This is a genomic window from Blattabacterium cuenoti, from assembly GCF_014252095.1.
GTDB lineage: Bacteria > Bacteroidota > Bacteroidia > Flavobacteriales > Blattabacteriaceae > Blattabacterium > Blattabacterium cuenoti_F.
Genome location: NZ_CP059210.1, coordinates 543218 through 566224 on the forward strand (window position 1 = coordinate 543218; position 23007 = coordinate 566224).

Annotated in this window: 22 protein-coding genes and 1 tRNA gene; 11 read left to right on the forward strand and 12 right to left on the reverse strand. The window is 26.0% G+C overall.

Translation table 11 applies throughout. The features are described from left to right. A partial coding sequence (locus H0H45_RS02685) for a DUF1599 domain-containing protein (RefSeq protein ID WP_185866519.1) occupies positions 1-443 on the reverse strand: 443 nt, incomplete at its 3' end. A 46-nt stretch (positions 444-489) separates the two neighbouring features. Here H0H45_RS02685 and folP point away from each other — a divergent pair. The 5 genes from folP (at position 490) to H0H45_RS02710 (ending at position 5770) form a co-directional block, all read left to right on the forward strand. Next, positions 490-1323: a dihydropteroate synthase gene (gene folP, locus H0H45_RS02690; RefSeq protein ID WP_185866520.1), complete on the forward strand. Its 834-nt coding sequence runs from the start codon at positions 490-492 to the stop codon at positions 1321-1323. Between the two features lie 10 nt (positions 1324-1333). Beyond that, a complete protein-coding gene (locus H0H45_RS02695; RefSeq protein ID WP_185866521.1) occupies positions 1334-2125 on the forward strand; it encodes a diadenylate cyclase in 792 nt (263 codons plus the stop codon). 39 nt (positions 2126-2164) lie between these two features. Next, on the forward strand, positions 2165-3466 hold the full coding sequence (locus H0H45_RS02700) for a UDP-N-acetylmuramoyl-tripeptide--D-alanyl-D-alanine ligase (protein ID WP_185866522.1): 1302 nt from the start codon (positions 2165-2167) through the stop codon (positions 3464-3466). Positions 3467-3544: 78 nt separating this feature from the next. Beyond that, a complete protein-coding gene (pdhA, locus tag H0H45_RS02705) occupies positions 3545-4549 on the forward strand; it encodes a pyruvate dehydrogenase (acetyl-transferring) E1 component subunit alpha (RefSeq protein WP_185866523.1) in 1005 nt (334 codons plus the stop codon). Positions 4550-4582: 33 nt separating this feature from the next. Next, complete coding sequence (locus tag H0H45_RS02710) at positions 4583-5770, forward strand: dihydrolipoamide acetyltransferase family protein (RefSeq protein WP_185866524.1); 1188 nt, start codon at positions 4583-4585, stop codon at positions 5768-5770. Here the strand turns inward: H0H45_RS02710 and H0H45_RS02715 are convergent. Continuing rightward, complete coding sequence (locus H0H45_RS02715) at positions 5762-6484, reverse strand: TerC family protein (protein ID WP_185866525.1); 723 nt, start codon at positions 6482-6484, stop codon at positions 5762-5764. The genes H0H45_RS02710 and H0H45_RS02715 overlap by 9 nt on opposite strands. Before the next feature lie 216 nt (positions 6485-6700). Then, positions 6701-6871 carry a hypothetical protein gene (locus tag H0H45_RS02720; protein ID WP_185866526.1) on the reverse strand — a complete coding sequence of 57 codons (171 nt, stop codon included), beginning with the start codon at positions 6869-6871 and terminating at the stop codon, positions 6701-6703. A 617-nt stretch (positions 6872-7488) separates the two neighbouring features. Here H0H45_RS02720 and secDF point away from each other — a divergent pair. Continuing rightward, positions 7489-10374 carry a protein translocase subunit SecDF gene (secDF, locus tag H0H45_RS02725; protein WP_185866527.1) on the forward strand — a complete coding sequence of 962 codons (2886 nt, stop codon included), beginning with the start codon at positions 7489-7491 and terminating at the stop codon, positions 10372-10374. Beyond that, positions 10352-10603, forward strand: a complete 252-nt coding sequence (locus H0H45_RS02730) for a twin-arginine translocase TatA/TatE family subunit (RefSeq protein WP_185866528.1) — start codon at positions 10352-10354, stop codon at positions 10601-10603. The genes secDF and H0H45_RS02730 overlap by 23 nt, the downstream gene beginning before the upstream one ends. Here the strand turns inward: H0H45_RS02730 and H0H45_RS02735 are convergent. The 3 genes from H0H45_RS02735 to H0H45_RS02745 are packed head-to-tail and all read right to left on the reverse strand — an operon-like array spanning position 10597 to position 14506. Beyond that, complete coding sequence (locus H0H45_RS02735; protein WP_185866529.1) at positions 10597-12729, reverse strand: SurA N-terminal domain-containing protein; 2133 nt, start codon at positions 12727-12729, stop codon at positions 10597-10599. The two genes, H0H45_RS02730 and H0H45_RS02735, sit on opposite strands and share 7 nt — an antisense overlap. Next, complete coding sequence (locus tag H0H45_RS02740; RefSeq protein ID WP_185866530.1) at positions 12730-13998, reverse strand: hemolysin family protein; 1269 nt, start codon at positions 13996-13998, stop codon at positions 12730-12732. It lies immediately after the preceding gene. A gap of 10 nt (positions 13999-14008) precedes the next feature. Then, positions 14009-14506: a hypothetical protein gene (locus tag H0H45_RS02745; protein WP_185866531.1), complete on the reverse strand. Its 498-nt coding sequence runs from the start codon at positions 14504-14506 to the stop codon at positions 14009-14011. Between the two features lie 65 nt (positions 14507-14571). Between H0H45_RS02745 and H0H45_RS02750 the strand changes: the two genes are divergently transcribed. Continuing rightward, positions 14572-14644, forward strand: a tRNA-Phe gene (locus H0H45_RS02750). A gap of 5 nt (positions 14645-14649) precedes the next feature. Here the strand turns inward: H0H45_RS02750 and H0H45_RS02755 are convergent. The 4 genes from H0H45_RS02755 to H0H45_RS02770 form a co-directional block, all read right to left on the reverse strand. Further along, entirely contained in the window at positions 14650-15165 is a 516-nt protein-coding gene (locus H0H45_RS02755) for an OmpH family outer membrane protein (RefSeq protein ID WP_185866532.1), read from the reverse strand. 61 nt (positions 15166-15226) lie between these two features. Further along, positions 15227-17713: a BamA/OMP85 family outer membrane protein gene (locus H0H45_RS02760; RefSeq protein ID WP_185866533.1), complete on the reverse strand. Its 2487-nt coding sequence runs from the start codon at positions 17711-17713 to the stop codon at positions 15227-15229. Then, a complete protein-coding gene (locus H0H45_RS02765) occupies positions 17697-18428 on the reverse strand; it encodes an isoprenyl transferase (protein ID WP_185866534.1) in 732 nt (243 codons plus the stop codon). The genes H0H45_RS02760 and H0H45_RS02765 overlap by 17 nt, the downstream gene beginning before the upstream one ends. Positions 18429-18498: 70 nt before the next feature. Beyond that, positions 18499-19383: an NAD kinase gene (locus tag H0H45_RS02770; RefSeq protein WP_185866535.1), complete on the reverse strand. Its 885-nt coding sequence runs from the start codon at positions 19381-19383 to the stop codon at positions 18499-18501. 137 nt (positions 19384-19520) lie between these two features. Here H0H45_RS02770 and H0H45_RS02775 point away from each other — a divergent pair, with 137 nt between their 5' ends. Genes H0H45_RS02775 through aroQ form a run of 3 tightly spaced genes read left to right on the forward strand, consistent with a single transcriptional unit; the run spans position 19521 to position 21645 of the window. Beyond that, positions 19521-20477 carry a mevalonate kinase family protein gene (locus H0H45_RS02775; protein WP_185866536.1) on the forward strand — a complete coding sequence of 319 codons (957 nt, stop codon included), beginning with the start codon at positions 19521-19523 and terminating at the stop codon, positions 20475-20477. Between the two features lie 3 nt (positions 20478-20480). Beyond that, positions 20481-21242 (forward strand): pseudouridine synthase, encoded by a 762-nt coding sequence (locus H0H45_RS02780; protein WP_185866537.1) that lies wholly within the window; start codon positions 20481-20483, stop codon positions 21240-21242. Further along, on the forward strand, positions 21220-21645 hold the full coding sequence (aroQ, locus tag H0H45_RS02785; protein ID WP_185866538.1) for a type II 3-dehydroquinate dehydratase: 426 nt from the start codon (positions 21220-21222) through the stop codon (positions 21643-21645). Before H0H45_RS02780 ends, aroQ begins: the two co-directional genes overlap by 23 nt. On the opposite strand, the gene yihA is transcribed toward aroQ, so the two are convergent. Next, on the reverse strand, positions 21619-22245 hold the full coding sequence (gene yihA, locus H0H45_RS02790; protein WP_185866539.1) for a ribosome biogenesis GTP-binding protein YihA/YsxC: 627 nt from the start codon (positions 22243-22245) through the stop codon (positions 21619-21621). The two genes, aroQ and yihA, sit on opposite strands and share 27 nt — an antisense overlap. Beyond that, a complete protein-coding gene (locus tag H0H45_RS02795; protein WP_185866540.1) occupies positions 22220-23002 on the reverse strand; it encodes an alpha/beta fold hydrolase in 783 nt (260 codons plus the stop codon). Before H0H45_RS02795 ends, yihA begins: the two co-directional genes overlap by 26 nt. Between the last annotated feature and the right edge of the window lie 5 nt (positions 23003-23007).

A 23007-nucleotide genomic window follows, 5' to 3' on the forward strand; every position in this document is an offset into this window, starting at 1 on the left:
TTTAAACAGATATTTTCTAATTTTTTGTATAAAATTTTTGTTTTTTTTTGTTTCAAATACAAAATTTCTTCTAATAAATTTTCTATTGAAATACTTTCCTTTTGGTTATTATCATCATATAACTCTTTAATTTTAGAAAATTTTTGAATATAAATGTTCATGACTTCAGAATGAGAAACCTTTTTTTTAAAATCAATATTTAATTTTATTAATGTAATTATAATATAATTAATTACATCGATAAATGTATCGATAACTTTCTCTTCTTCTACTTCTTGAAATCCTCTTTCTTGAATATTTTGAATACGAACTACTTTAATGAAAATTTGATCTATTATAGAAGATATTTTTATTTTTTTCCATGAAAGATCATAAATTTTTAATTTTTCTTTAAATAATTCTTCACATTTTTTCATGAGAAAATCAATAGAAATATGATTCATATCATTTAATTTTATATATGGATATAGGTGTAAAAATAATTTTTTAATGACAATTAATTGTGGAGGAACCTTATTGTGTTTTAAAGAACCAAAAATTATGGGGATAGTTAATTTAACTCCTGATTCTTTTTATGATGGAGGAAAGTTTAAATCCGAACTTCATATGCTACGACATGTAGAAAATCTATTACAAGAAGGATCTGATTTTATAGATGTGGGAGGTTGTTCCACTCGTCCATGGTCTAAATTTTCTACAGAAGAAGAAGAAATCAAGAGGGTTATTCCGTCTATTCGTTCTATACTAAAAACATTTCCAAATACTAGAATATCTATAGATACTTTCCGTAGTAAAGTGGCTAGAATTGCTGTAGAAGAAGGCGTTTTAATTATAAATGATGTTTCTGGAGGAAATCTAGATAAAAAAATGTTTTCCGTGTTATCGGAATTTAGGATTCCATATGTATTATGTCATATGAAGGGGATCCCTTTTAATATGCAAAAAAAACCATGTTATCAGAATCCAATCATAGAAATAAACAATTTTTTTTCTCGAAAAATTGCTCTTTTAAAAAAATATGGGATCAATGATATAATTCTAGATCCTGGTTTTGGTTTTGGAAAAACATTACAACAAAATTTTCAATTATTAAAACATTTATCTTTGCTAGGATTTGGAGATTACCTAATTTTAGTAGGTGTTTCTAGAAAATCTATGATTCAAAAAGTTCTAAGTATTTCTTCCGAAGAATCTTTAAATTCTACTTCGATCATCCATACTATAGCTCTCTTGAAAAAAGCTAATTTTTTACGTGTCCATGATGTAAAAGAAGCTGTAGAATGTATCAAACTGGTGCAGTATTATAATAGGAATAGAATATAGTATATTATTTTTGTATGAATCCGTTTTTTCATTATTATATTTTTTGAAAATTTCTTTCATTGATATTTTAGATGTTTTTCTAGTAGCCCTGATTTTTTTACAAATATATAGACTTGTTTATAACACAGCGGCTTTAAATATTTTTTACGGAATTATTGCGACTTTTGTTTTCTGGAAAATAGTCGAAGCATATGAAATGAAATACCTAAGTATAGTAATGAGTGCTTTTTTTAAAGGAGGTTTTTTAGCTTTAATTATTCTATTTCAACCAGAAATAAGAAAATTTCTTCTCATAGTTGGGAGCAGAATTTTTTTTAAAAAATTTATTATTTCTCTTTTTAGAAAATCCGGTGTTTCTGTGAAAACAGAAACAATAGATAGTATCGTAAAAACTTGTGCTATTTTATCAGGAGATAAAACAGGAGTATTAATTGTTATTCAAATGCATCAAGATATAAAAGAATTTATACAGAATGGAGATGAAATGGAAGCGAAAGTGAATATTCCTATTTTAGAAAGCATTTTTTATAAAAATAGCCCATTACATGATGGAGCAGTAGTTGTTATAGGAGATAAAATAGTAAGAACAAGAGCTATCCTTCCCGTTTCTTACAATAAGGAAATTCCATCTCGTTTAGGTCTTCGTCACAGAGCCGCTATTGGTTTATCCGAAAAAACAGATGCCATATGTCTAGTTATTTCCGAAGAAACAGGTTATATTTCTTATATTAAAGATCAAACAAGAACAGTGATTACTAACATTAATAATTTAAAAATGAAGTTGGAAAAAGATATTCTGTAGAATTTTTTTTTCAAAATTCATTTTTTATAAATTAGATCTGTGAAAACACAAGATTTGTATAGATGGTATACTATTTCTTCCGGGATAGAAATAAATAGTAAAAAAGTAAAAAATGGTTCCATTTTTTTTGCTTTAAAAGGAAAAAATTTTGATGGAAATCAATTTGCTCATGAGGCGATTTCAAATGGTGCTATGATAGCCATTGTAGATAATATGAAATATTCTTTTCCTCATAAAAACATTTTTTTTGTCAAAAATGCTTTATTTTCTTTACAGGAGTTGGCTCTCTATCATAGATTAAAACTTAATAGAGTTCCTATTATTGCCATTACAGGAAGTAATGGAAAAACAACGACTAAAGAATTAACAACAGCTATTCTCTCTAAAAAATATAAAGTAATTCATTCTACAAAAAAAAATTTCAATAATCATATAGGAATTCCATTAACCTTGTTATCTATGCCTAAAAATACACAGATTTCTGTTGTAGAAATTGGAGCAAATCAAGAAAAAGAAATACAAAAAATGTGTTCTATTATTCATCCAAACTATGGATATATAACAAACTTCGGAAAAGCTCATCTGGAAGGATTTAAAAATATAAAAGGAGTGATTCGTGGAAAATTGGAATTGTATAATTTTTTAAAAAAAAACAAAAAAAAAGTTTTTGTAAATGGAGATGACGCTATTCAATTAATTCATAGTTTAGGTATGGATAGATATATTTTTTCGGAAAGAATTAATTCGGATGTAGATGTTCCTATTAAATATTTTTGGAAAAATACCGATTTAAAATCGGTATTATGTATTAAAGATATGAAAATAGTTTCTTCATTGGTCGGTCCTTATAATTTGTATAATATAGCTTCTGCTATAACTATAGGAAATTATTTTAAAGTTCCTTTAAAAAAAATAAAAGAAGCTGTAGAAGACTATATCCCCAATAATTATCGTTCTCAAATTTTAGAGAAAAAAAATGTAAAAATTATAGTAGATTGTTATAATGCAAATCCTAGCAGTATGAGAGAAACTCTTACCTTTTTTAATAAAATTAAAGGAAATAAAATAGCTATATTAGGAGATATGTTAGAATTGGGGGCTTTTTCTAAGAAAGAACATGCGAAAATCATTTCATTTTTAGAAAAAAGCGATATAAATACAATTTTCTTAATTGGAGAAATATTTTCTTCTACAAATAGAAATTCCTCTAATAGAATCCAAAGATTTTCTCATAAAAATATTTTTATTCAATGGATAAAAATAAATTCTCTAAAAGCAGATTATATCTTAATTAAAGGATCTAGAAAAAATTCCTTAGAAAGTCTGATTCATTTCATATAAATACTTTAGAAAGTCTGATTCATTTGTAGATTTATATCTTAAAGATTAAATTTGTATTACGATAATTTCATAAATTTGATGAAAGAAATTACCACAGAAACTTACTTAAAGTGGTTTCAAGATATGTCTTTTTGGAGAAAATTTGAGGACAAATGTCGTTCTCTATACTTAAAACGAAAAATTAGAGGATTTTTACATCTATACAATGGACAAGAAGCACTTCCTGCTGGTTTGATTCATGCTATGGATATGTCTAAAGATAATATAATTACCGCTTATAGATGTCATATTTTACCTATTTCTATGGGAGTGAATCCAAAAAAAGTTATGGCAGAACTCCTAGGAAAGGTCACAGGGACTTCTCATGGAATGGGAGGGTCTATGCACATTTTTAGCAAAAAATATCGTTTTTATGGTGGACATGGAATTGTAGGAGGACAAATTCCCCTAGGAGCTGGAATTGCTTTCGCAGATAAATATTTTAATAGAGATGCAGTTACGCTTACACTTATGGGAGATGGGGCCGTTAGACAAGGGGCTTTCCATGAAACTTTGAACATGGCTATGATATGGAAACTTCCTGTTGTTTTTATATGTGAAAATAATCAATATGCCATGGGCACCTCTGTAAAAAGAAGTACAAATATAGAAGAAATTTATAAAATTGGTCATTCGTATGGAATGCCATCTTTTCCTGTAGATGGAATGGATCCTGAAAAAATAGCTAAAGCGGCTTATACAGCTATTGAAAGAGCTAGAAGTGGAAATGGATCAACTTTTTTAGATATTAAAACTTACAGATATAGGGGACATTCTATGTCTGATTCTGAATCATATCGAAGTAAAGAAGAAGTTCATTCCTATAAAAAAAAGGATCCCATTTTGAAATTGAAAAAAATCATTATACAAAATAAGTGGGAAACTATAGAAAGATTAAATTCTATTGAAAATAAAATAAAAGAAGAAGTAGATTCTTGTGTAGAATTTGCAGAAAAATCTGATGATCCTTCTTTAGAACATATGTATAATGTTGTTTATAAAGAATCAAATTATCCTTTTTTGGATAAAGTGATCCCTTTCTGATTTTATTAGGTTACTTTAAATATCTGAAAAATCATGGCGGAAATAATATCCATGCCCCAATTGAGTGATACAATGGAAGAGGGGACTGTAATTAAATGGAATAAAAAAGTAGGAGACAAAGTGTCCGAAGGAGATATTTTAGCAGAAATTGAAACGGATAAAGCTACTCAAGATTTTGAAATTGATGTTAGTGGAATTCTCCTTTTTATTGGCGTAGAAGAAGGAGGAAAAACACGTGTCAATGATATATTAGCCATCATTGGAGAAGAAGGAGAAGATATTAGCCATCTTATTAAAAATTCAAAAGAAAAAATAGAGGAGAAAAAGGTAGAAAAAATCCTTTCTAATGAAAATAGAAAGAAGAAGAAAGACAGGGTTTTTATCTCTCCTTTAGCAAAAAATATGGCTAAAAAAATAGGAATTTCTATCAAAAAGATAAAAGGAAGTGGAGATTACGGTCGGATCATTAAAAGAGATATTGAAACATACGAAAAAACATTAGATGATAATAATAGAAAAATAATCCATGATAAAATGAATGAAAAACGGGTCGTTCTTTCTTCTATGAGAAGAAAAATAGCTGAACATTTAACTCATTCTAAATTTACAGCTCCTCACTATTATCTTATTATTGAAATTGATGTAGAAAAAATGATCCAATTAAGAAAAGATTTAAATGAAAAACTCTCTATGGAAGAAAAAATTTCTTTTAATGATATTATTATTAAAGCAGTTGCAATTTCTTTGAAAAAGAATCCTAATGTAAATGTTTCATGGAAAAAAGAAGAAATAATTTATCATTCTTTCATTAATATTGGAGTAGCCGTAGCAGTAAAAGAAGGATTAATTGTTCCAGTGATTCACAATGCGGATAAAAAATCATTACTACAAATATCCCAAGAAATCAAAGACAAAGTTTTACGTTCAAAGTCTAGAAAAATAAAGCCTGAAGAGATAGAAAATAGTACATTTACCGTTTCAAATCTAGGAATGTACGGAATAGAATTTTTTACTTCTATTATTAATATTCCTAATTCTTCTATTCTTTCTATAGGAACCATTACAGAAAAACCTATTGTAAAAAATTCAGAGATTTTAATCGGATATGTCATGAAAGTGACTTTATCTTGTGATCATAGGATAATAGATGGATCTATAGGAAGTAATTTTCTTCAGCATTTAAAAAACCTGTTAGAAGATCCAATCCTCATATTAATTTAATTTATTTTTTGTAAATTTCCAGGAAATAATCATTGGAAATAAAAATATGGCTATGGTAAGAAATGAAAAAAAACTATCCAAAAAAAATTTTTTTTTCGAGAAAATGGAATGTATAAAAGGAGATAATAAAAGTTTGATCCCAAGTAAAAAAATTACGGAAAATGCTGAATTTTTTAAAAATGGATATAACTCCAATAGTTTCACAAATCCTTGAGCTGCAAATCTCATAGAGAAGATTCCTATAAAAACCCCTAAAAAAATTAATAAAAAGTTTTCTGATAAAGCTACAGCAGCAAATAGATTATCTATCGAAAAAGCTAAATCCATTATTTCTATAGAAAGAAGAACCATCCAAAAAGAATTTCTAAGTTTTCTCTCTTTCTTTTTTTTAATAGAAGAATTTTTGGATGAAAAAAAATAATTTAATCCAAGATAAATCAAATAGAGTCCTCCTAATGGTTTTAACCACCAAATTTTAATTAAAAAAGAAGCGCATAAAAGCGCAATTCCTCTGAAAAAATAAGCTCCAAAAATTCCGTATTTCAAAGCTTTTTTTCTATCTTCTTTTTTCAAATCCATAATCATAGAAGCTAGCACAGCAGCATTATCTATTGATAAAATACTTTCTATAAGAAATAAATTTCCTATAATGGAAATGGAAATGAGAGGATTTTCCACTATATCTATAATAGAATTTAAGAAAAAGTTCTTCATTTTGACTATTAAAAACCTTATAATCTTCTGTATTCTCTAGTAGTTTTTAAATTTGAATATTGATTCCGTCAATAGTTATTTCCTCTTTATTATAATATATGTCCAGGATACATGACGAAATAAAATTTCATTTTTAACATGATAATTAGTATTCAAGATTTCAACAATACGTTCTGTATTTGAATATTCGATATGGAATTAAAAGTTTTCCTCCATTTACAACACAAGCGGAAAGTTTTCTTTGACATTATTAAAAATATTTCTAATTTTTGTAGAATTTAAAGTTTTTTCTATCACAGAAAACAATTTTCTTAATTGATTTTTAGCTTCTATAGCATTATGTTTTAAACTTTTACCTATACCGATGAGAGATATGAAAGTCCCCATTATTAGAAAAAATGCCAATAAAGTTAACTGAAATAGGAGAACTAATGATGTTGGCTAAATAATTCACCATAAATCCTTCTATTTCATTTACATCATTAGATCATCTTGACATTAATTATCAGAAAAGTAAAGACAATCCTTTCTGATGAACATCCTTCCGAATATTTCTGACTATAGATGTTCTGATTTCTATCATGAAATATTCAGCTAAATACTTTTAAATATATTACGAATAAAAAAAGATTCCAATCGTTTTGATTTTTCCATATTTAATTTATATGAGAAAATTTCTATATAGTCATGAAAATTTTTTTGAATAAAATTAAAATAACCATGTTTTTTTATCAGAAATTTCTAATAAAATACTCAATACAGGAGAAATAAATATTATTGATATGACTGAAAATAAAGAGTGTAAAAAATTACATGATATATTAAGAATATAATGATCTTTATAAAATTTTGAGTAAGTTAAAATTTTTCCAAGTGCATTAATTTCTTTAAGTACACTGAACAAAGATAATTATAAAATTTTATAAGTAAACGAATAGAAAAATATTCAAAGATTTATTTCATCTCTATTTTTTATATTTTTACCGTAAAACCATGTAAATAGAATGCGTATAAAAAATTCTTTTACGATTTTTATCGTCTCCTCACTTACTGTTATTTGTTTTTACTACATTCTTTTTAGCCTGTATTTTTATAAATTAGAAAGGAATGCTGATGTATATTCTAAAGGAAACTTAGAAATCAAAAAAAAATATCTTGAATCCAAAAAAAGAATAGGATTTTTAAAATATAATCATTCTAACGCAAGAAATAAAGTTTTAAATCTAGGCCTAGATTTAAAAGGAGGAATCAGCTTGATTTTAGAAATATCTGAAAAAGATCTATTAAAAAAATTTTCTAATAATTCCAAAAATCCTATTTTTTTAAAAGCATTAAATCATGCAGATCAGGAAAAAGAAAAAAATCCTAATGTAGATTATTTTTCTTCTTTCCTAAATTTTTTTTATAAAAATAAAAAAAAATTCCAAACGGATTTTTCTATTTCTGATTTTTTTGTAAATAGATCTTATGTAGATGAAATCAACTATACAGATAGAGAACTTGAACAAGTGATTAGAAAAAAACTAGAATCATCTATTTCGGATACTTATGATATTCTTATATCTAGAATGGATAAATTTGGGGTAGTCCAACCAAATGTGCAAAGAATCAAAAAATCCAATCGGATTTTAATAGAACTACCTGGAATAGAAAATATAGATAGAGTAAAAAATATTTTACGAAAAAGAGCAGAATTACACTTTTTAGAAATATACAATTTTCAAGAAATTTTTCCTTTTTTTGAAAGGATAAATAAAATTTATTCAAAAAATGAAAAATTAGAACGAGTTGAACCGAATAATTTATCCTATGAAAGAAAAACTAAGTCTTTCATAAAAATGTTAAATATTTCCAAAATAAAAAAAATGGATAATAATCTTTTTCTAGTAGGATTAGTCCATAAGAAAGAGATGAACAAGATTACCGATTTTTTAAACTCTATGGACGTAATGGAATATCTTCCATATACATTACGAAATGTAAAATTTTTATGGGGAGCTAAAACTTATCAAGAGAATCAGGAAAAATATGTTCCGTTATTTGCTGTAAAAGAAGAAAATAATTCCTTGGATGGGGATATGATTACTAGTGCATATAAATCTTTTGGCCCTCTTAACGAAATATTCATCAATATAAAAATGAATCAGGAAGGAGCTAAAAATTGGAAAATATTTACTGAAAAAAATATTGGAAGAAACATAGCTATAGTTCTTGATGATTTAGTTTATACAGTCCCTTTTATAAAATCAGTCATTCCCAATGGGATTTCTCAAATATCTGGAAAGTTATCTTTACAAGAATCCGAAGATTTAGTCAATATACTAAGTACTGGTAGATTGCCTACTTCAGTCAAAATAATTCAATCAGAAATAGTGGGTCCTTCTTTGGGAAAGGAAACTATACAGAAAGGAATATTTTCTTTTTTTATAGCCATTATTTTTGTATTTATTTGGATGTTTTATTATTATAAAATTCCAGGATTATATGCTAACATAGCATTAATTTTTAATTTGTTATTTATATTCGGTTTTCTTATTTCCATTAATTCTGTATTAACCTTTCCTGGAATTGCAGGGATCATATTAACATTAGCAATGTCCATGGATTCATATGTTCTAATTTATGAAAAGATTAAAGAAGATATGAGAAACGGAATTTCTATTCATTCAGCTGTATATAATAGCTACACTTTACAAGGAGCTTTATCATCTATTATCGATGGACAAGTTACTACTTTATTATGCGGGATTATCTTATTTTTCTTTGGAATAGGACCTATTAAAGGTTTTTCTACTACCTTAATTATTGGAATTTTTACCTCTTTTTTTTCTTCTATATGTTTGGGAAAATTATTTTTAGAGTGGCACTTAAATAAGTATCAAAAAATATTCTTTAGAATATGGAATTCTAATAAAGTTTCATGGGATTTTTTATCTAAAAGAAAATTTTCTTATGCTATCTCCTTTCTCTGTATTTTAGGAAGTCTTATCTCTTTTTATTATAAAGGATTAAATCTTGGAATAGACTTTGTAGGAGGTCGGACTTATATTATTCGTTTTGATCGTAAGGTCTTACCAGATCACATTTCTTTTCTTTTATCCAAATATTTTATAGAAAATGGAAAACCTTCTTTTCCAAAAGTACTTCCTTTTGGAGAAGAAAATAAAATGAAAATAGTAACTAAATACAAAATATGGAATGAAAAAAACCAAATAGATCAAGAAATTTTTGAAAAAATGTTTTTGGCATTAAAACCGTATTTTCATACGATAGATTTCCAGGATTTTAAAACTATAGATAAAGATAAAACTTTAGGAATATTGTCTTCAGAAAAAGTAGAACCAGTTATAGCAAAATATATAACTAAAAATGCTTTTATTTCAATACTTTTGTCCTTATTTGGAATATTTTTTTATATTTTTATCAGATTTAAAAAATGGCAATTTGGTTTAGGTGCTTTGGTTTCTTTGCTACATGATATAATAATTGTAATTGGATTATTTTCTATATTTCATGAATGGTTTTTTGTTCTAGAAATAGATCAGTCTTTTCTTGCCGCATTGTTAACCATAATAGGTTATTCTATCAATGATACAGTAATTGTGTATGATAAGATTAGAAAATTTTCAAGTAAAAAATTTTTTTCTATAAAAGAAATTATAAATAAGGGTATTCATAGTTCTTTAACAAGAACCATGAATACCTCATTTATGACCATATTGACCATATGTATTATTTTTTTCTTTGGAGGAACGACTATTCGTAGTTTTATGTTAGCTTTGTTTTTCGGAGTAAGTATTGGAACTTATTCTTCTATATTTATAGCATCATCCATAGTATATGATCTTTCTAAAAAAAAAGAAAAAAATGATAAATCCTTTATTTATTAGTTTCGAAGAAAGTTTTTTCATTATTCTCATAGCTATTATTATATTTGGCCCAAAAAAAATACCGGAGATAGCTCGTGGAATGGGAGAAGGGATGAGATATTTAAAAAATGCGAAAAATAAAATTCAAAATGAATTGAGACAAAGTGATATTGAAATAGTAGGAAAAAAAAGATCTCTTCTCAAGCTCAAGAAAGAAAATAAAATACATTCTTCTATAAAACGTCATTGAAAATGTTTTCTATAATCTTTTATTATTGATTTTTTGATTAATACATTTCCTATATTTTCTAACATTTTTTTCCTCAAAAGAGCATTTAACATTTCTATTTCATGGGAAAAATAAGAAGGTTTTTTAGAAGGAAAAAAATGTCTTGATGGTCTTACAAAAAAGACTCCTTTTTCTCCTAAAATTGGTTTAGATGTTTCATATAATCTTAAAGAGGAGGCATAACCAACCACTTTTGGTTCGTTATAGTCATTAACCATAGAATCATAAAAATTTATTTTGCAATTTTTTATAATTTTCTTGGAAAAATAAGATGCTATTTCTTCTAAATTTCTGGTAAAAAATTTCTTTTTTTCCATATTGGATAAAAGCCGATTGATTTTTTCTCTTTTAAGAAAAGGAATCAAATTATTTTTGATTTCTGGAATAGAAAATCCTTCTTTTTGAATCTTTGAAAGATAAACGATAATATAATCTTTATTGGAAGTAGAAAAAATATGACTGTCTCCTTCTTTTCTATTTTTATCAAAAGACCAATCAATAATTTCTTTATCTATTTCTGTTTTCAAATCATCTATATCCCATTGAGTAGATCTAATATATTTTAAAAATATAGTTTCATACCCCTCTTTTCTTGCATTATTAATAAATGTATTTAATTTATGATTTTTATTTTTTTCAAAAAATTTTCTGATCCGACTATAAAGTTTATCTTCTGTTTCTTTGGATGGAATAAGGGTTTTTACAATTACAGCAAATTGATAAGCAGGTTTTGGGATACTTTTCTCATCTATTTTAATAATATGATAACCGAATTGAGTTTCAGTAATCCCTATCATATTTTTTCTATTTTCCGAATCAAAAATATTAAATTTTCCAATAGAATTTTGTTCATTATATTTTAACCATCCTAAACTTCCTTGATATTTTTTTGCATTAATTAAATCATCAGATTTTTTTCTCACTAATTCTTCAAATCTAGAAGGATCTTTTTGAAGAATTTTATAGACTTTCTGAGCTATCACTTCCGCTTCTTTTTTATTTCTCTTATTGGAAGAACGTATAGCATCTTTATGAGAAATCAATATATGACTAGATAAAACAGAATCAGAAATCATCTTTTTTCCAATTATTTTGGCCATAATATATGTATGGTTTTCTTTTATAGGACCAAACATACTTCCAATTTTATTATTGTTCACAACAAAATTTTGCAAAATAGGAGGAAGATGATTTTTTAAATAGAAATTCGAATCAAAAGGTTTCTCAGACTTCGTCAAAACAAATGTATAATTTTTATTGGTTGATTTAAATTTATGAAATAATTTTTCCATTTTATTTTTCATGTTTTTTTCATCTTCCAAAGATGGTTCCGATCTACAAATCGCAAAACTAAGACTCCTTAAATTTTCTCTCTTATAAAGAAATTTATGTTTTTTAATAAAATTTTCAATTTCATTTTTTCCTATTAAAAACATGTTATATTTGTGTTCTATTTCTGAATAAGGAATAAAAATATAATCAATGATAGAAAAAAAGTTTTTTTCCTTATAATTTAATTCTCCTTCTATTGAAGAAGTATTTAATCCATACATTAACATTTCTACATATTTCTTTGCAAGAATTCTTTTGGGAATACTATTTTTTTCATAGGACCAAATATTCTTTTCTATTTCTATTTGAGGATGGGAAACAGGAGATGTATTTTCTAAATTTTTTAGGTATAATTGAAATTTTTTGAGATCTAACTTTCCGAAGTTATCCTGTAATTCTGGAATATAACTATATATAGATTGTTTAGATATAGCCTCCAAAAAATCTTTTCTTGTGTTTTGTATTCCTAGTTTCACAGCTTGTTGATTTAACAATTTTTCATGAATCAATAAATTCCAAGTTTCCTTTTTTAAATGGGAATCTGATTCTCCTTGACGAAATTGTTTTAAAAATTGAAAACAATTAACATATTCTTTTATGGAAATATTTTCTCCGTTTACTTTCCCAATAATACTGGATTTTTCAGTAAAAAATTTAAATAATACATTAGGATCTAATATGAAAGCCAATATGGCTATTCCTATGAGGAAAAATAAAATCCATGTATTTTTTCTAATTTTTTCTAAAAAATTCATCTATAAATTATTTTTTTTAAGAAAAACTTCCTCTATTTTATTTTTAGAAACTTTTTTTATTTCCATATTCCAAGTATCATTAATGATTATTTTTTCTCCATTTTTTGGAATATATCCTGTATGAAAAACAATTAGACCACCTAAAGTTTCATATTCTTCTGATTTAGGAAGACCTAAGCTATATTTAGCATTAAGAAAATCAATTTCTAGACGAGCAGAAAATAAAAATTCATTATCATTGAATTTATTTTCCACAAATTTAGTTTCATCATGTTCATCTTTTATATCTCCGAGAAATTCTTCTAAAATGTCTTCTATAGTTATCATCCCAGCTGTTCCTCCGTATTCATCTAATACAATAGCTATGCTTTTTTTTTTCTTAATAAGAAGATCCATGATCTCTCGAACAGGAGTAGTTACATGAACTAATTCTACAGGTCTAATTATAGACTCTATATTTTTTGGGTTCTTTAAAACTTCCAAATAATGAATATATCCTATAATATTGTCTATATTATTTTTATGAATCAAAATTTTTGAAAGTCCTTTTTCCGTAAATATATGACGAATTTTATCAATAGAAGAAGTGTATATATTGGAAGATACCATTTCTTTTCTAGGAATTATACACTCTCTTGCCTTTTTTTCAGAAAAATCTAAAGCTTTATGGAATATTTCAACTTCAGATTCTACCATACCTTGAATGTTATTTTTTATGTTTTCTGAAACGAAATAACTTAAATCTTCTTTATCAAAAATTTTTTTTTTATCATCTTCTTTTTCTCCTAAAATTTTTAAAAAAATATTAGAAATAAAAATAATAGAATTTGTGATAGGATAAAAAATCTTATATATCATATATACTGGAACAATAAAAAAGCTTAATAATTCATTGGAATACAGGCTAAATATTATTTTAGGAATAAATTCTCCAATTATGAGAATAATAGTGGCGGATACTACTGTTTCTAACAATAAAATGAAAAAAGAATTATCGTGAATTAAAAACCATTTAGAAAGAATATATAAAAATAATTTTTCCATATATATTCCATATATCACCAAAGATATAGTATTTCCAATTAGCATTGTAGTGATAAATTTCTTTGGTTTTTTAATACTTTCAGAAAGAAGTTTAGAACGCAAAGATCCTTTCTTTTTTTCTAATTCTATTTGAAACAAACTAGAAGAAATTAGAGCCATTTCCATCCCAGAAAAAAAAGCAGATAGAAGTATAGTAACAAAAACTATACTAATATGAAAAATCATAGGACTTCTTTCATATGGGAAAAATTCCACTAATATTTTTTAACCTAATTTTTTTGAAATCTTCAGAGGCTTCCAATCCATTCATTGCATGTAATATTGTTCCATCAGAACAATAGATAACTGTAGGTAAGTTATTGAATATTTTTTTACGTTTTCTATTCCAGTATATTTCCTCTGTTGTTAACAAATCTCCATTAGGATTCATAATCATTATCTTTCCTTTAAGATGATAAAAGTATTTTTCAGTTGATTTAACCCAATTTGCACTAAGATAAGTATACTGATCTTTTCCTTTTTCATAAAGAAATAATTTCAATCCATTTGGAAACAAAGTAAAAATAGGATATTCTTCCATAATTGGAGAATAAATAAAAAACCGAACAAGGCCTTTTTCTTTATATAAAATACTAGTCTGAATAAAAACTCTATAAGGAATTTCCTTTCTATTTTTTTTATTGAAAATTTCTTTTTTTGTTTCAGAACAAGAAAAAAGAGAAAAAAATAACAAAAAAAATATACTTATAAAACTTTTTAGTTTTTTACTTATTATTATCGTATTTTTGTTCTTTGGTTGGTATCTTAGCTCAGTCGGTAGAGCAAAGGACTGAAAATCCTTGTGTCCCCGGTTCGATTCCGGGAGATACCATTTAATCAAATGCCTAACTCTTTCTTGACTTCTTCTGTGATGTCTACCCCTTTATTAACCAATACCCCTTTTCCAGGACTACAATCATCAACTCTTATAATTGTTTGATCTTTATCCAGAACTCTGTGAATAGCATTTTCTATTTTTTTATAGATAGGATTTAATAATTTATTCTGTTTTTTAGCTAAATCGTCTGCTGCGTTTTTCTGATATGCTTGAGCTCTAGCTTGTAATATTTCCAGTTCTTTTTTAAGAATTGGATTTTTATTTTTCTGAAATTTTTCCGCTTTTTTGTGGAATTCTTTTGCCAATTTTTCCAATATATTCTCATGATTTTTACTTAATTTTTCTATCTCTTTCTGAGCCTTAGAAAATTCAGGCATTTTTTCTACAAGAATCAAACTATTCAGACAAACAATTTTCTGATTGCAATCTTTGAATTGTTGTAAAGACTTTCCTTTTCCAAATATTCCAAACAACAAAAAAAACAATAAACAATAAAGAATCGTGTTTTTTTTCATATAATTATTAATTTTGTAATTATTAATTTTGTATAGAGTTATAGAATAATATTCTATATAATTATAAATCTTTACCTATAATGAAATGGGTTTTCCATTTTGATTGAATCCCCCTTCCCCCATCTATAGGATAACCTAAATCGATTCCAATAAGACCTATTGGTAAACAAAAAAAACGAAATCCAAATCCAAAAGATTTTTTTATTTTCAATGGATGAAATTCTTGATAAGAATCACTAATATTTCCTCCTTCTATAAAAAAATTTGTCCATAACTTAGATAAGTTAGAAAAATCCTTAACTAAATAACGAATTTCTAAAACTAATTTATTATAAATAACACCACCATTCTTTGGGGTAATATAATCTGAATCATTTATATGAGAAGAATATCCCCTTAATGGAATATAGTCTATATTTTCTAACAATTTGAAATCCGTCGTATTTTTTATCCCTCCCATATAAAATTTTTGAAATGAAAACAAATTTTTTGTAGGATATTTTCCTAATATTCCAAATTCTCCACCTATTTTCATTATCATTTTTTCTATAATTTTTTTATACCAAAAAGAATTGATCTTAAATTTAAAAAACTCTATCCATTCTGATCTACTTTTTTTAAATAAAATGGAATGAGGAAGGGTAAATATACTATTCAATTGTATGTTTGATCCTCTTAAAGGAAAAACGAAATCAGGTTCACCTGAAAATCTTTGTAAAGAGATTAAATAACTCAAATTATTTAATTTGAATAAATTTTTCTCATAGAAAAATTTATCATAATTCATGGATAATTCTATTTTAGTATAGGGGTCTAAAAATGTTAAAAGTTTATCTAACTTAACGGAAGTCCCTATTCTTTCTAAAAATCCATCATGAGGAATTTTTTCACTGATTTCATTTAAGAAAGGAAGAAAATAAATATCCTCATTATTGACCTTTTTTTTGGAATACTTTATATTTAAAGCCAGAGCGGTTGGTTTATCTTTTTCTATCCAAGGTTCTATAAAGGAAAAACCATAAGATTGAAAATACTTTCCAAATTGACAAGACAATATAAGTTTCTGTCCGTCTCCTTGAGGAATTGGATTCCATGATTTTAACTGAAAAAGATCGCTAAGAGAAAAATTTCCAAAGTTTAATTGGAGATTTCCAAGCAGTTTATCCTTTCCGTATCCTCCATACAATTGAATTTGATTAGCGCTTTTTTCTGTAACACGCCATTCTAGATCTATGGTTTTATCATTATTTTTTTGGATATAGGGATATATTTTATTTTTTTCAAAAAAATTTAAATTTATTAAACGAAACAAACTAGACTTTATTTTTTTAGAAGAAAAAAGATCACCTGGATAAATGTTTAACTCACGTCTAATAACATGATCTTTAGTAATCGTATTGCCTGATATGTGTACTTTATTTATATATACTGGTTGATTTTCTTCTATTTTTATTTCTAAATGAATTTTATCATCTTCGATCCTTTTTTCTACAGGGACTATTTTTACAAATAGATATCCTAAATCTAAATAATGTGAAATTATGCTGGAAATATTTGTGTTTAAAATGTTATTATTAATTCCATTTTTGTTATAAATATCTCCTCTTTTATAGGAGAGGATTTTTCTCAAAAGATCCGTTTGTACAATATTATTTCCTATAAAATTAATATCTCCTAAATAATATTTTTTTCCCTCAATTATCTTAATTTTTACTTCATAATCTTCCGTCTCATTTTTCCATATAGAATCTAAAATTACTTGAACGTCTATAAATCCCATTGATTGATATTTAGATCGAATATTTTTTAAATCATCTTTGATGTTTTCGTACACAAAATAGGAGGATTTTTCTATGATAGGAATATGGATTTTTTTTCTAGTTTTTTCCATTAAATTGAGTAAATTTTTTGTAGAAAGTGATTGGTTACCATCAAATAAAATATTCCCTATCCCAATTCTTTTTCCTTTTTTTACATATATATTTAATATGTTTTTTTTATTTTTAATAATTAATCGACTTTTTATAGACACTTCAGGGTATCCTTGTTTTACATAATAGTTTTTAATATCATTTTTAATATTTTGAATCAAATGTTCCGTAATTTTATCTCCTGGATGTATCTTTTGTATAGTAGGAAACTGCATATTTCCTATTCCTTCAACATTTATTTTATGAATTTCTATTAAATCTTCTAAATCAAAAAATAGATCAATTTCATTTTTAGAGATATTCTTTTTATAGATGGAAATCTTCCCAAAAAGATTACTCTTCCATAATTTTATGATAGCTTGATCCACTTTATTTTCAAGGATAGAAATTTCTTCACCAGGAAAAAGATGGGATAAATTTGAAACAAAAGAACTGTTATATTTTGTTTTTCCCATAACATAAATATTTCTTATCCTTATTTTGGAAAAAGATTCATGATTTTCTTGATCGAAACGCATCAAATTATCCATTCTATTTTCTGTTTTAGAATAGGGGATATGCAGAAGAAAAAAAATTAACGAAAATAAGAATAAATTTTTATTATCCAACTTTTCCAAAACGACGTTGTCTTTTTTGATAATTTATTATGGCTTTGAAAAAATCTGTTTTACGAAAATCTGGCCATAAGACTTTCGTGAAATATAGTTCTGCATAAGCGGATTGCCAAAGCAAAAAATTGCTAATTCTCTGTTCTCCACTGGTTCTAATAAGAAGATCTACATCTGGAATTTCTTTAGTATATAAATGATCTTTAAAAGAAGAATTATCTATGTCTCCTAAGGATAAGTGCCCCATACAAACTTTTTTAGCTATAGTTTTTGTAGCTCTTAAAATCTCTTCTCTAGCTCCATAACTTAATGCTAAAATTAATGTGACAGATGTATTATGTTTTGTTTTTTTTCTAAAAAAAAATAATTCTTCCTGAATGACATCAGAAAATTTTTCTACCTCTCCTATAGGAATAATTCTTACATTATTATCGTGGATTTCTTCTAAATGATTTTTTAAACTAGAATGAAATAAATGCATTAAATCATCTATTTCTTTTTTAGGACGATTCCAATTTTCTGAAGAAAAAACGTATAGAGTCATATAAGGGATTCCTAATTCTTTACATCCATTTATGGAATCTCTCACAGATTGCATAGCATTATGATGTCCAAAAGTTCTCAATTTCCCTCTTTTCTCAGCCCAACGTCCGTTTCCATCCATAATGATGGCTACATGATGAGGAAGATTATTTAAATCTATTTTTTCTAATAAATTTTTCATACACTTTAATCAACAAATATAAAAGAAAATAAAAAGTAAAAAAATATGGCCTTTTTATTTTTTTCCTCCTTTAATTTCTTTGATCCATTCCCCACAATAATTTTTCTCGTAAAGTTTGATAATATGTATGTTTTTCTTCTTGAATAAGATATATGTAAAATGGAGCTTTTTTAATGTATAACTCATTATCCTTTTTTAAAGAAGTCAGTCTCGTATCCATAGATAAAGAATAATACTTTCCACGACTATGTATTTTTAAATGCAGTTTTTGATGATCTGAAATAATTAATGGACGGGAAAATAAATTATGTGGAGAGATAGGGGTAAGAACAAAATTTTTATTTCCAGGAGTAATAATAGGACCTCCACAACTTAAAGAATATCCAGTAGAACCAGTAGGAGTAGAAATAATTAATCCATCAGCCCAATAAGAAGTTAAAAATTCATTATCTATATAAGCATCTATAGTGATCATAGAAACTGTTTCCTTACGGAGGATAACGATTTCATTTAATGCAAAATTAAAAAACTGATCATCATTTATGATAGATGTTTCTAACCATAATAAAGTGCGAGGAATTAAATGAAATTTTTCATGAAAAATTTTATCCATTTTTTTTATAAAAACATCTTTGTTAAAAGTGGCTAAAAACCCTAAATTTCCTGTATTCACTCCAACAATAGGAATTCCAGAATCTCTAATAAAAGTAATTGCCGATAGTATGGTCCCATCTCCCCCAAAAGTAAACATTAAACTAAAATCCTTAGTTAATTCCTTATAATGAGAAAAAACAGGAAAGTTTAGATTTTTAAACTCTTCAAAAGAAGATAAAATGTTCAAAAAGGATTTTTCAATGTAAATTTCTATAGAATGATTGGACACATAGCCAATGAACTGATTCATGTATGGAATATTTTTTTTTCCAAATTTTTGTCCATATAGGGCTATTTTCATTATATATAAATAATTAGTTTAAAATAACTACAAAAAAGAAAAAATACAAAATTAATCAGTAATTGGTCAATGTTGATTGAAAAAAAAGAATTACTTCATTTTTGATTAAATTTGTTTTTCTATATTAAGAATAAAAAATGAAACCATCTTTATTTCCTGCAAAAGTTCTCTTATTTGGAGAATACGGAATAATAGAAAATTCTAGTGGACTTTCAATTCCTCATAGTTTTTATCAAGGGACCTTGAAATTCCATTCTAATTTATCTTTTAAAAAAGAGTTTTTACATTCTAATTCTCAATTGGAAAAATATTACAAATTTTTGTTTTTTTTGGAACAAAAAAAAAAAAACTTAGCAAAAATTGATCTTAAAAACTTATATGAAGATATTCAAAAAGGAATTTCTTTTCATTCTAATATCCCTCAAGGATATGGAATAGGAAGTTCAGGAGCATTAGTTGCCGCTATTTATGAGAAATATGCAAAAAATAAACTCTGTTTAAAAAAGAGAAATATAAATATAATAACTCTAAAAAAAATATTTAGTCAAATGGAATCTTTTTTCCATGGAAAAAGTTCTGGAATAGACCCCTTAATTTGCTATTTAAATCTTCCTCTACTCATTCGTTCAGAAACAGATATTTATTCCATAGGAATTCCTGACAAGAATAATTTTCAAGAAAAAAAAGGAAAAGGAAGAGGAGCGATTTTTTTAATCGATTCTGGTTTTCCCAGGAAAACTTATTCTATGATAGAATTTTTTTTCGTAAAATTAAAACACGATAGTTTTAAAAAAATACTAAAAGAAGAGTTTATGAAATACAATGAAAAATGCATTGAAGCTTTTCTAAAAGGAGATTTCAACAATTTACTTAAAAACGTTAAGTTACTTTCTACTTGGGTTTTTCATCATTTTCGTCCTATGATTCCAAAAAATTTCTGGAAAATATGGGAAGAAGGTCTTTTGACTAATCTTCATTATTTAAAGTTATGTGGATCTGGAGGAGGTGGGTTTATTTTAGGTTTTACTCCAAATTACGAAATCTCGAGGGAAAAATTAAAAGAATATGCAACAGAAGTTCTTTTTCGTTTTTAATAAATGATCATGAATCAAAAAAAGATAGAAGGAGAGAAATTGATCAGATTAAATCATTACTTGTCTAATGCTGGAATTTCTTCTAGGAGAGAAGCAGATAAATTAATTCAATCAGGTCTCATAGAGGTGAATGGAAAAATCGTTACAAAATTGGGCAGTATAGTCCAGAAAAATGATGTTATTAAATTTCATGGAAATAGAATAAAAAATCAGGAAAATATATATATACTTCTTAATAAACCCAAGGGATATATTACTTCTACTCGTGATCCTTTTAATAGAAAAACTGTCATGAATTTGATCCCAAATTTCCATAACTATAGAATTTATCCTATTGGAAGATTGGATCGTTCAACTACTGGGGTTTTACTTCTTACTAACGATGGACTGATAACTGAAAAATTAACCCATCCAAAATACAAAGTCCAAAAAATATATCTAGTGGTATTGAATAAAATCGTTCATGATCAAGATTTAGAGAAAATTAGACAAGGAAAAATATATCTAAATGAAGGAAGAGTAAAAATAGATTTTATTTATAAATATGCAAAAAATATAGTAAAAATTGGATTACATATAGGATGGAATAGAGTAATTAGACGTATGTTTAAAAAAATTACCTATCAAGTAATCAAACTGGAAAGAGTTTATTTTGGAGGATTTACTAATAAAAATCTTAAAATAGGAAATTGGTGTTTTTTAAGTAAAAAAGAAGTAGATCAGACTGTAAAAAATTTATTCCATGAAAAAAATAAGCATAATTAATGGTCCTAATTTAAATCTTTTGGGAAAAAGAGAGCCAGAATTATACGGAACAGAAAATTTTGTAGATTATTTAAACAAACTAAAAAAGAAAAAAATTTTTTCTGAGATGGAGATTACTTATTATCAAAGTAATCATGAAGGAGAAATTATAGATATATTACATTCAATCGGTTTTCAATCAGACGGAATCGTTCTCAATGCGGGAGCTTATACTCATACTTCTTTGGCGATTGCTGATGCTATCAAATCTATTCTTTCTCCCGTTATAGAAATTCATATTTCAAATATTCATTCAAGGGAATCTTTCAGAAAAAAATCATTTTTATCTTCTGTTTGTCAAGGAACTATTTTCGGTTTTGGATTAAAATCTTATGAATTAGGGATATTTAGTTTTTCTTCGTAAAGAAAAATTTTTTTTATAAATCTCGTTAATATATTGGATGATTTTCTCTCTTCCACTTCTATTTTTTATGGATACTTTAAAATATTTAGGCATTGAAAAAAAGATTTTTTCAAATTCCTTTTTGAAAAAATCTATATTCTTATTAAGAATCCGTGGATAAATTTTATCCGTTTTTGTAAAAACAATGCAAAAAGGAATTTGAAAAAATTTCAATTTTTGTATAAAATGTATATCTGATTTCTGAAGAAATATTCTACTATCTATCAATAGAAATAGATTAACTAAATTTTTTCTATAAAAAATATAATCCATCATTAATTTTTGTATTTTCTTTTTTTTCTTTTGACAGATAGAAGAATATCCGTATCCAGGCAAATCAATTAAATACCATTGATGATTGATTAAAAAAGGATTTATGAACTGCGTTCTTCCTGGAAAAGAAGAAATTTTAGCTAATTTTCTTCGATTAGTGATCCAATTAATTAAACTCGATTTACCTACATTAGTACGTCCAATAAAAGCATACTCAGGAAAATTATAAAGAAATAATTGATTTGATTGAATCTTACTCCCTTCAAATTGTACAGAAATAATTTTCATGATTTAAATTAAATTTAGAAAGCCATTTTTCTAATATTTTTATAAATTCTCGAGGATGTTCCATCATAGGAACATGTCCACATTTATCTATCCAATATAATTCTGAATGAGGAAGTAACCGATGAAATTCTTCTGCGACTTCTGGTGGAGTTACATGATCTTGTTTTCCCCAAATCAAACAAATCGGCTGTTGAATAACAGATAAGTCTTTAGACATGTTATATTTCATAGCACTCTTTGCAATATATAAAGTTTTCATTCCTTTCTTTTTATCATTCACAATGTGAAATACTTCATCTACTAATTCTTTTGTAGCTATTTTAGGATCATAAAAAACTTCTTGAGATTTTTTTCTAATATATTCATAATTTTCTCTTTTAGGAACAGCATCTCCAAAAGCTTTTTCAAATAGACCAGAACTTCCCGTAAGAACTACAGAATGTACTAAATCTATTCTTTTTTTTGCTACAATTAAAGCTATATGTCCTCCGAGGGAATTACCTATTAATGTAGCTTTTTCAATTCCTATTTCTATCAATAATTGAATCACATATTTAGATAAGTTAGAAATATTTGTAAGAAATAGAGGCATGTTATAAAGAGGAAGTCTAGGAATAATTACTTTGTATCCTTTTTTTGGAAAAAAATCTAAAAGAGCATTAAAATTACTTAACCCACCCATTAATCCATGAAGCAATACCAATGGATGACCGGATCCCTGTTTTATAAACTTTTTTTCATGATTAAGAATGAACATAACAT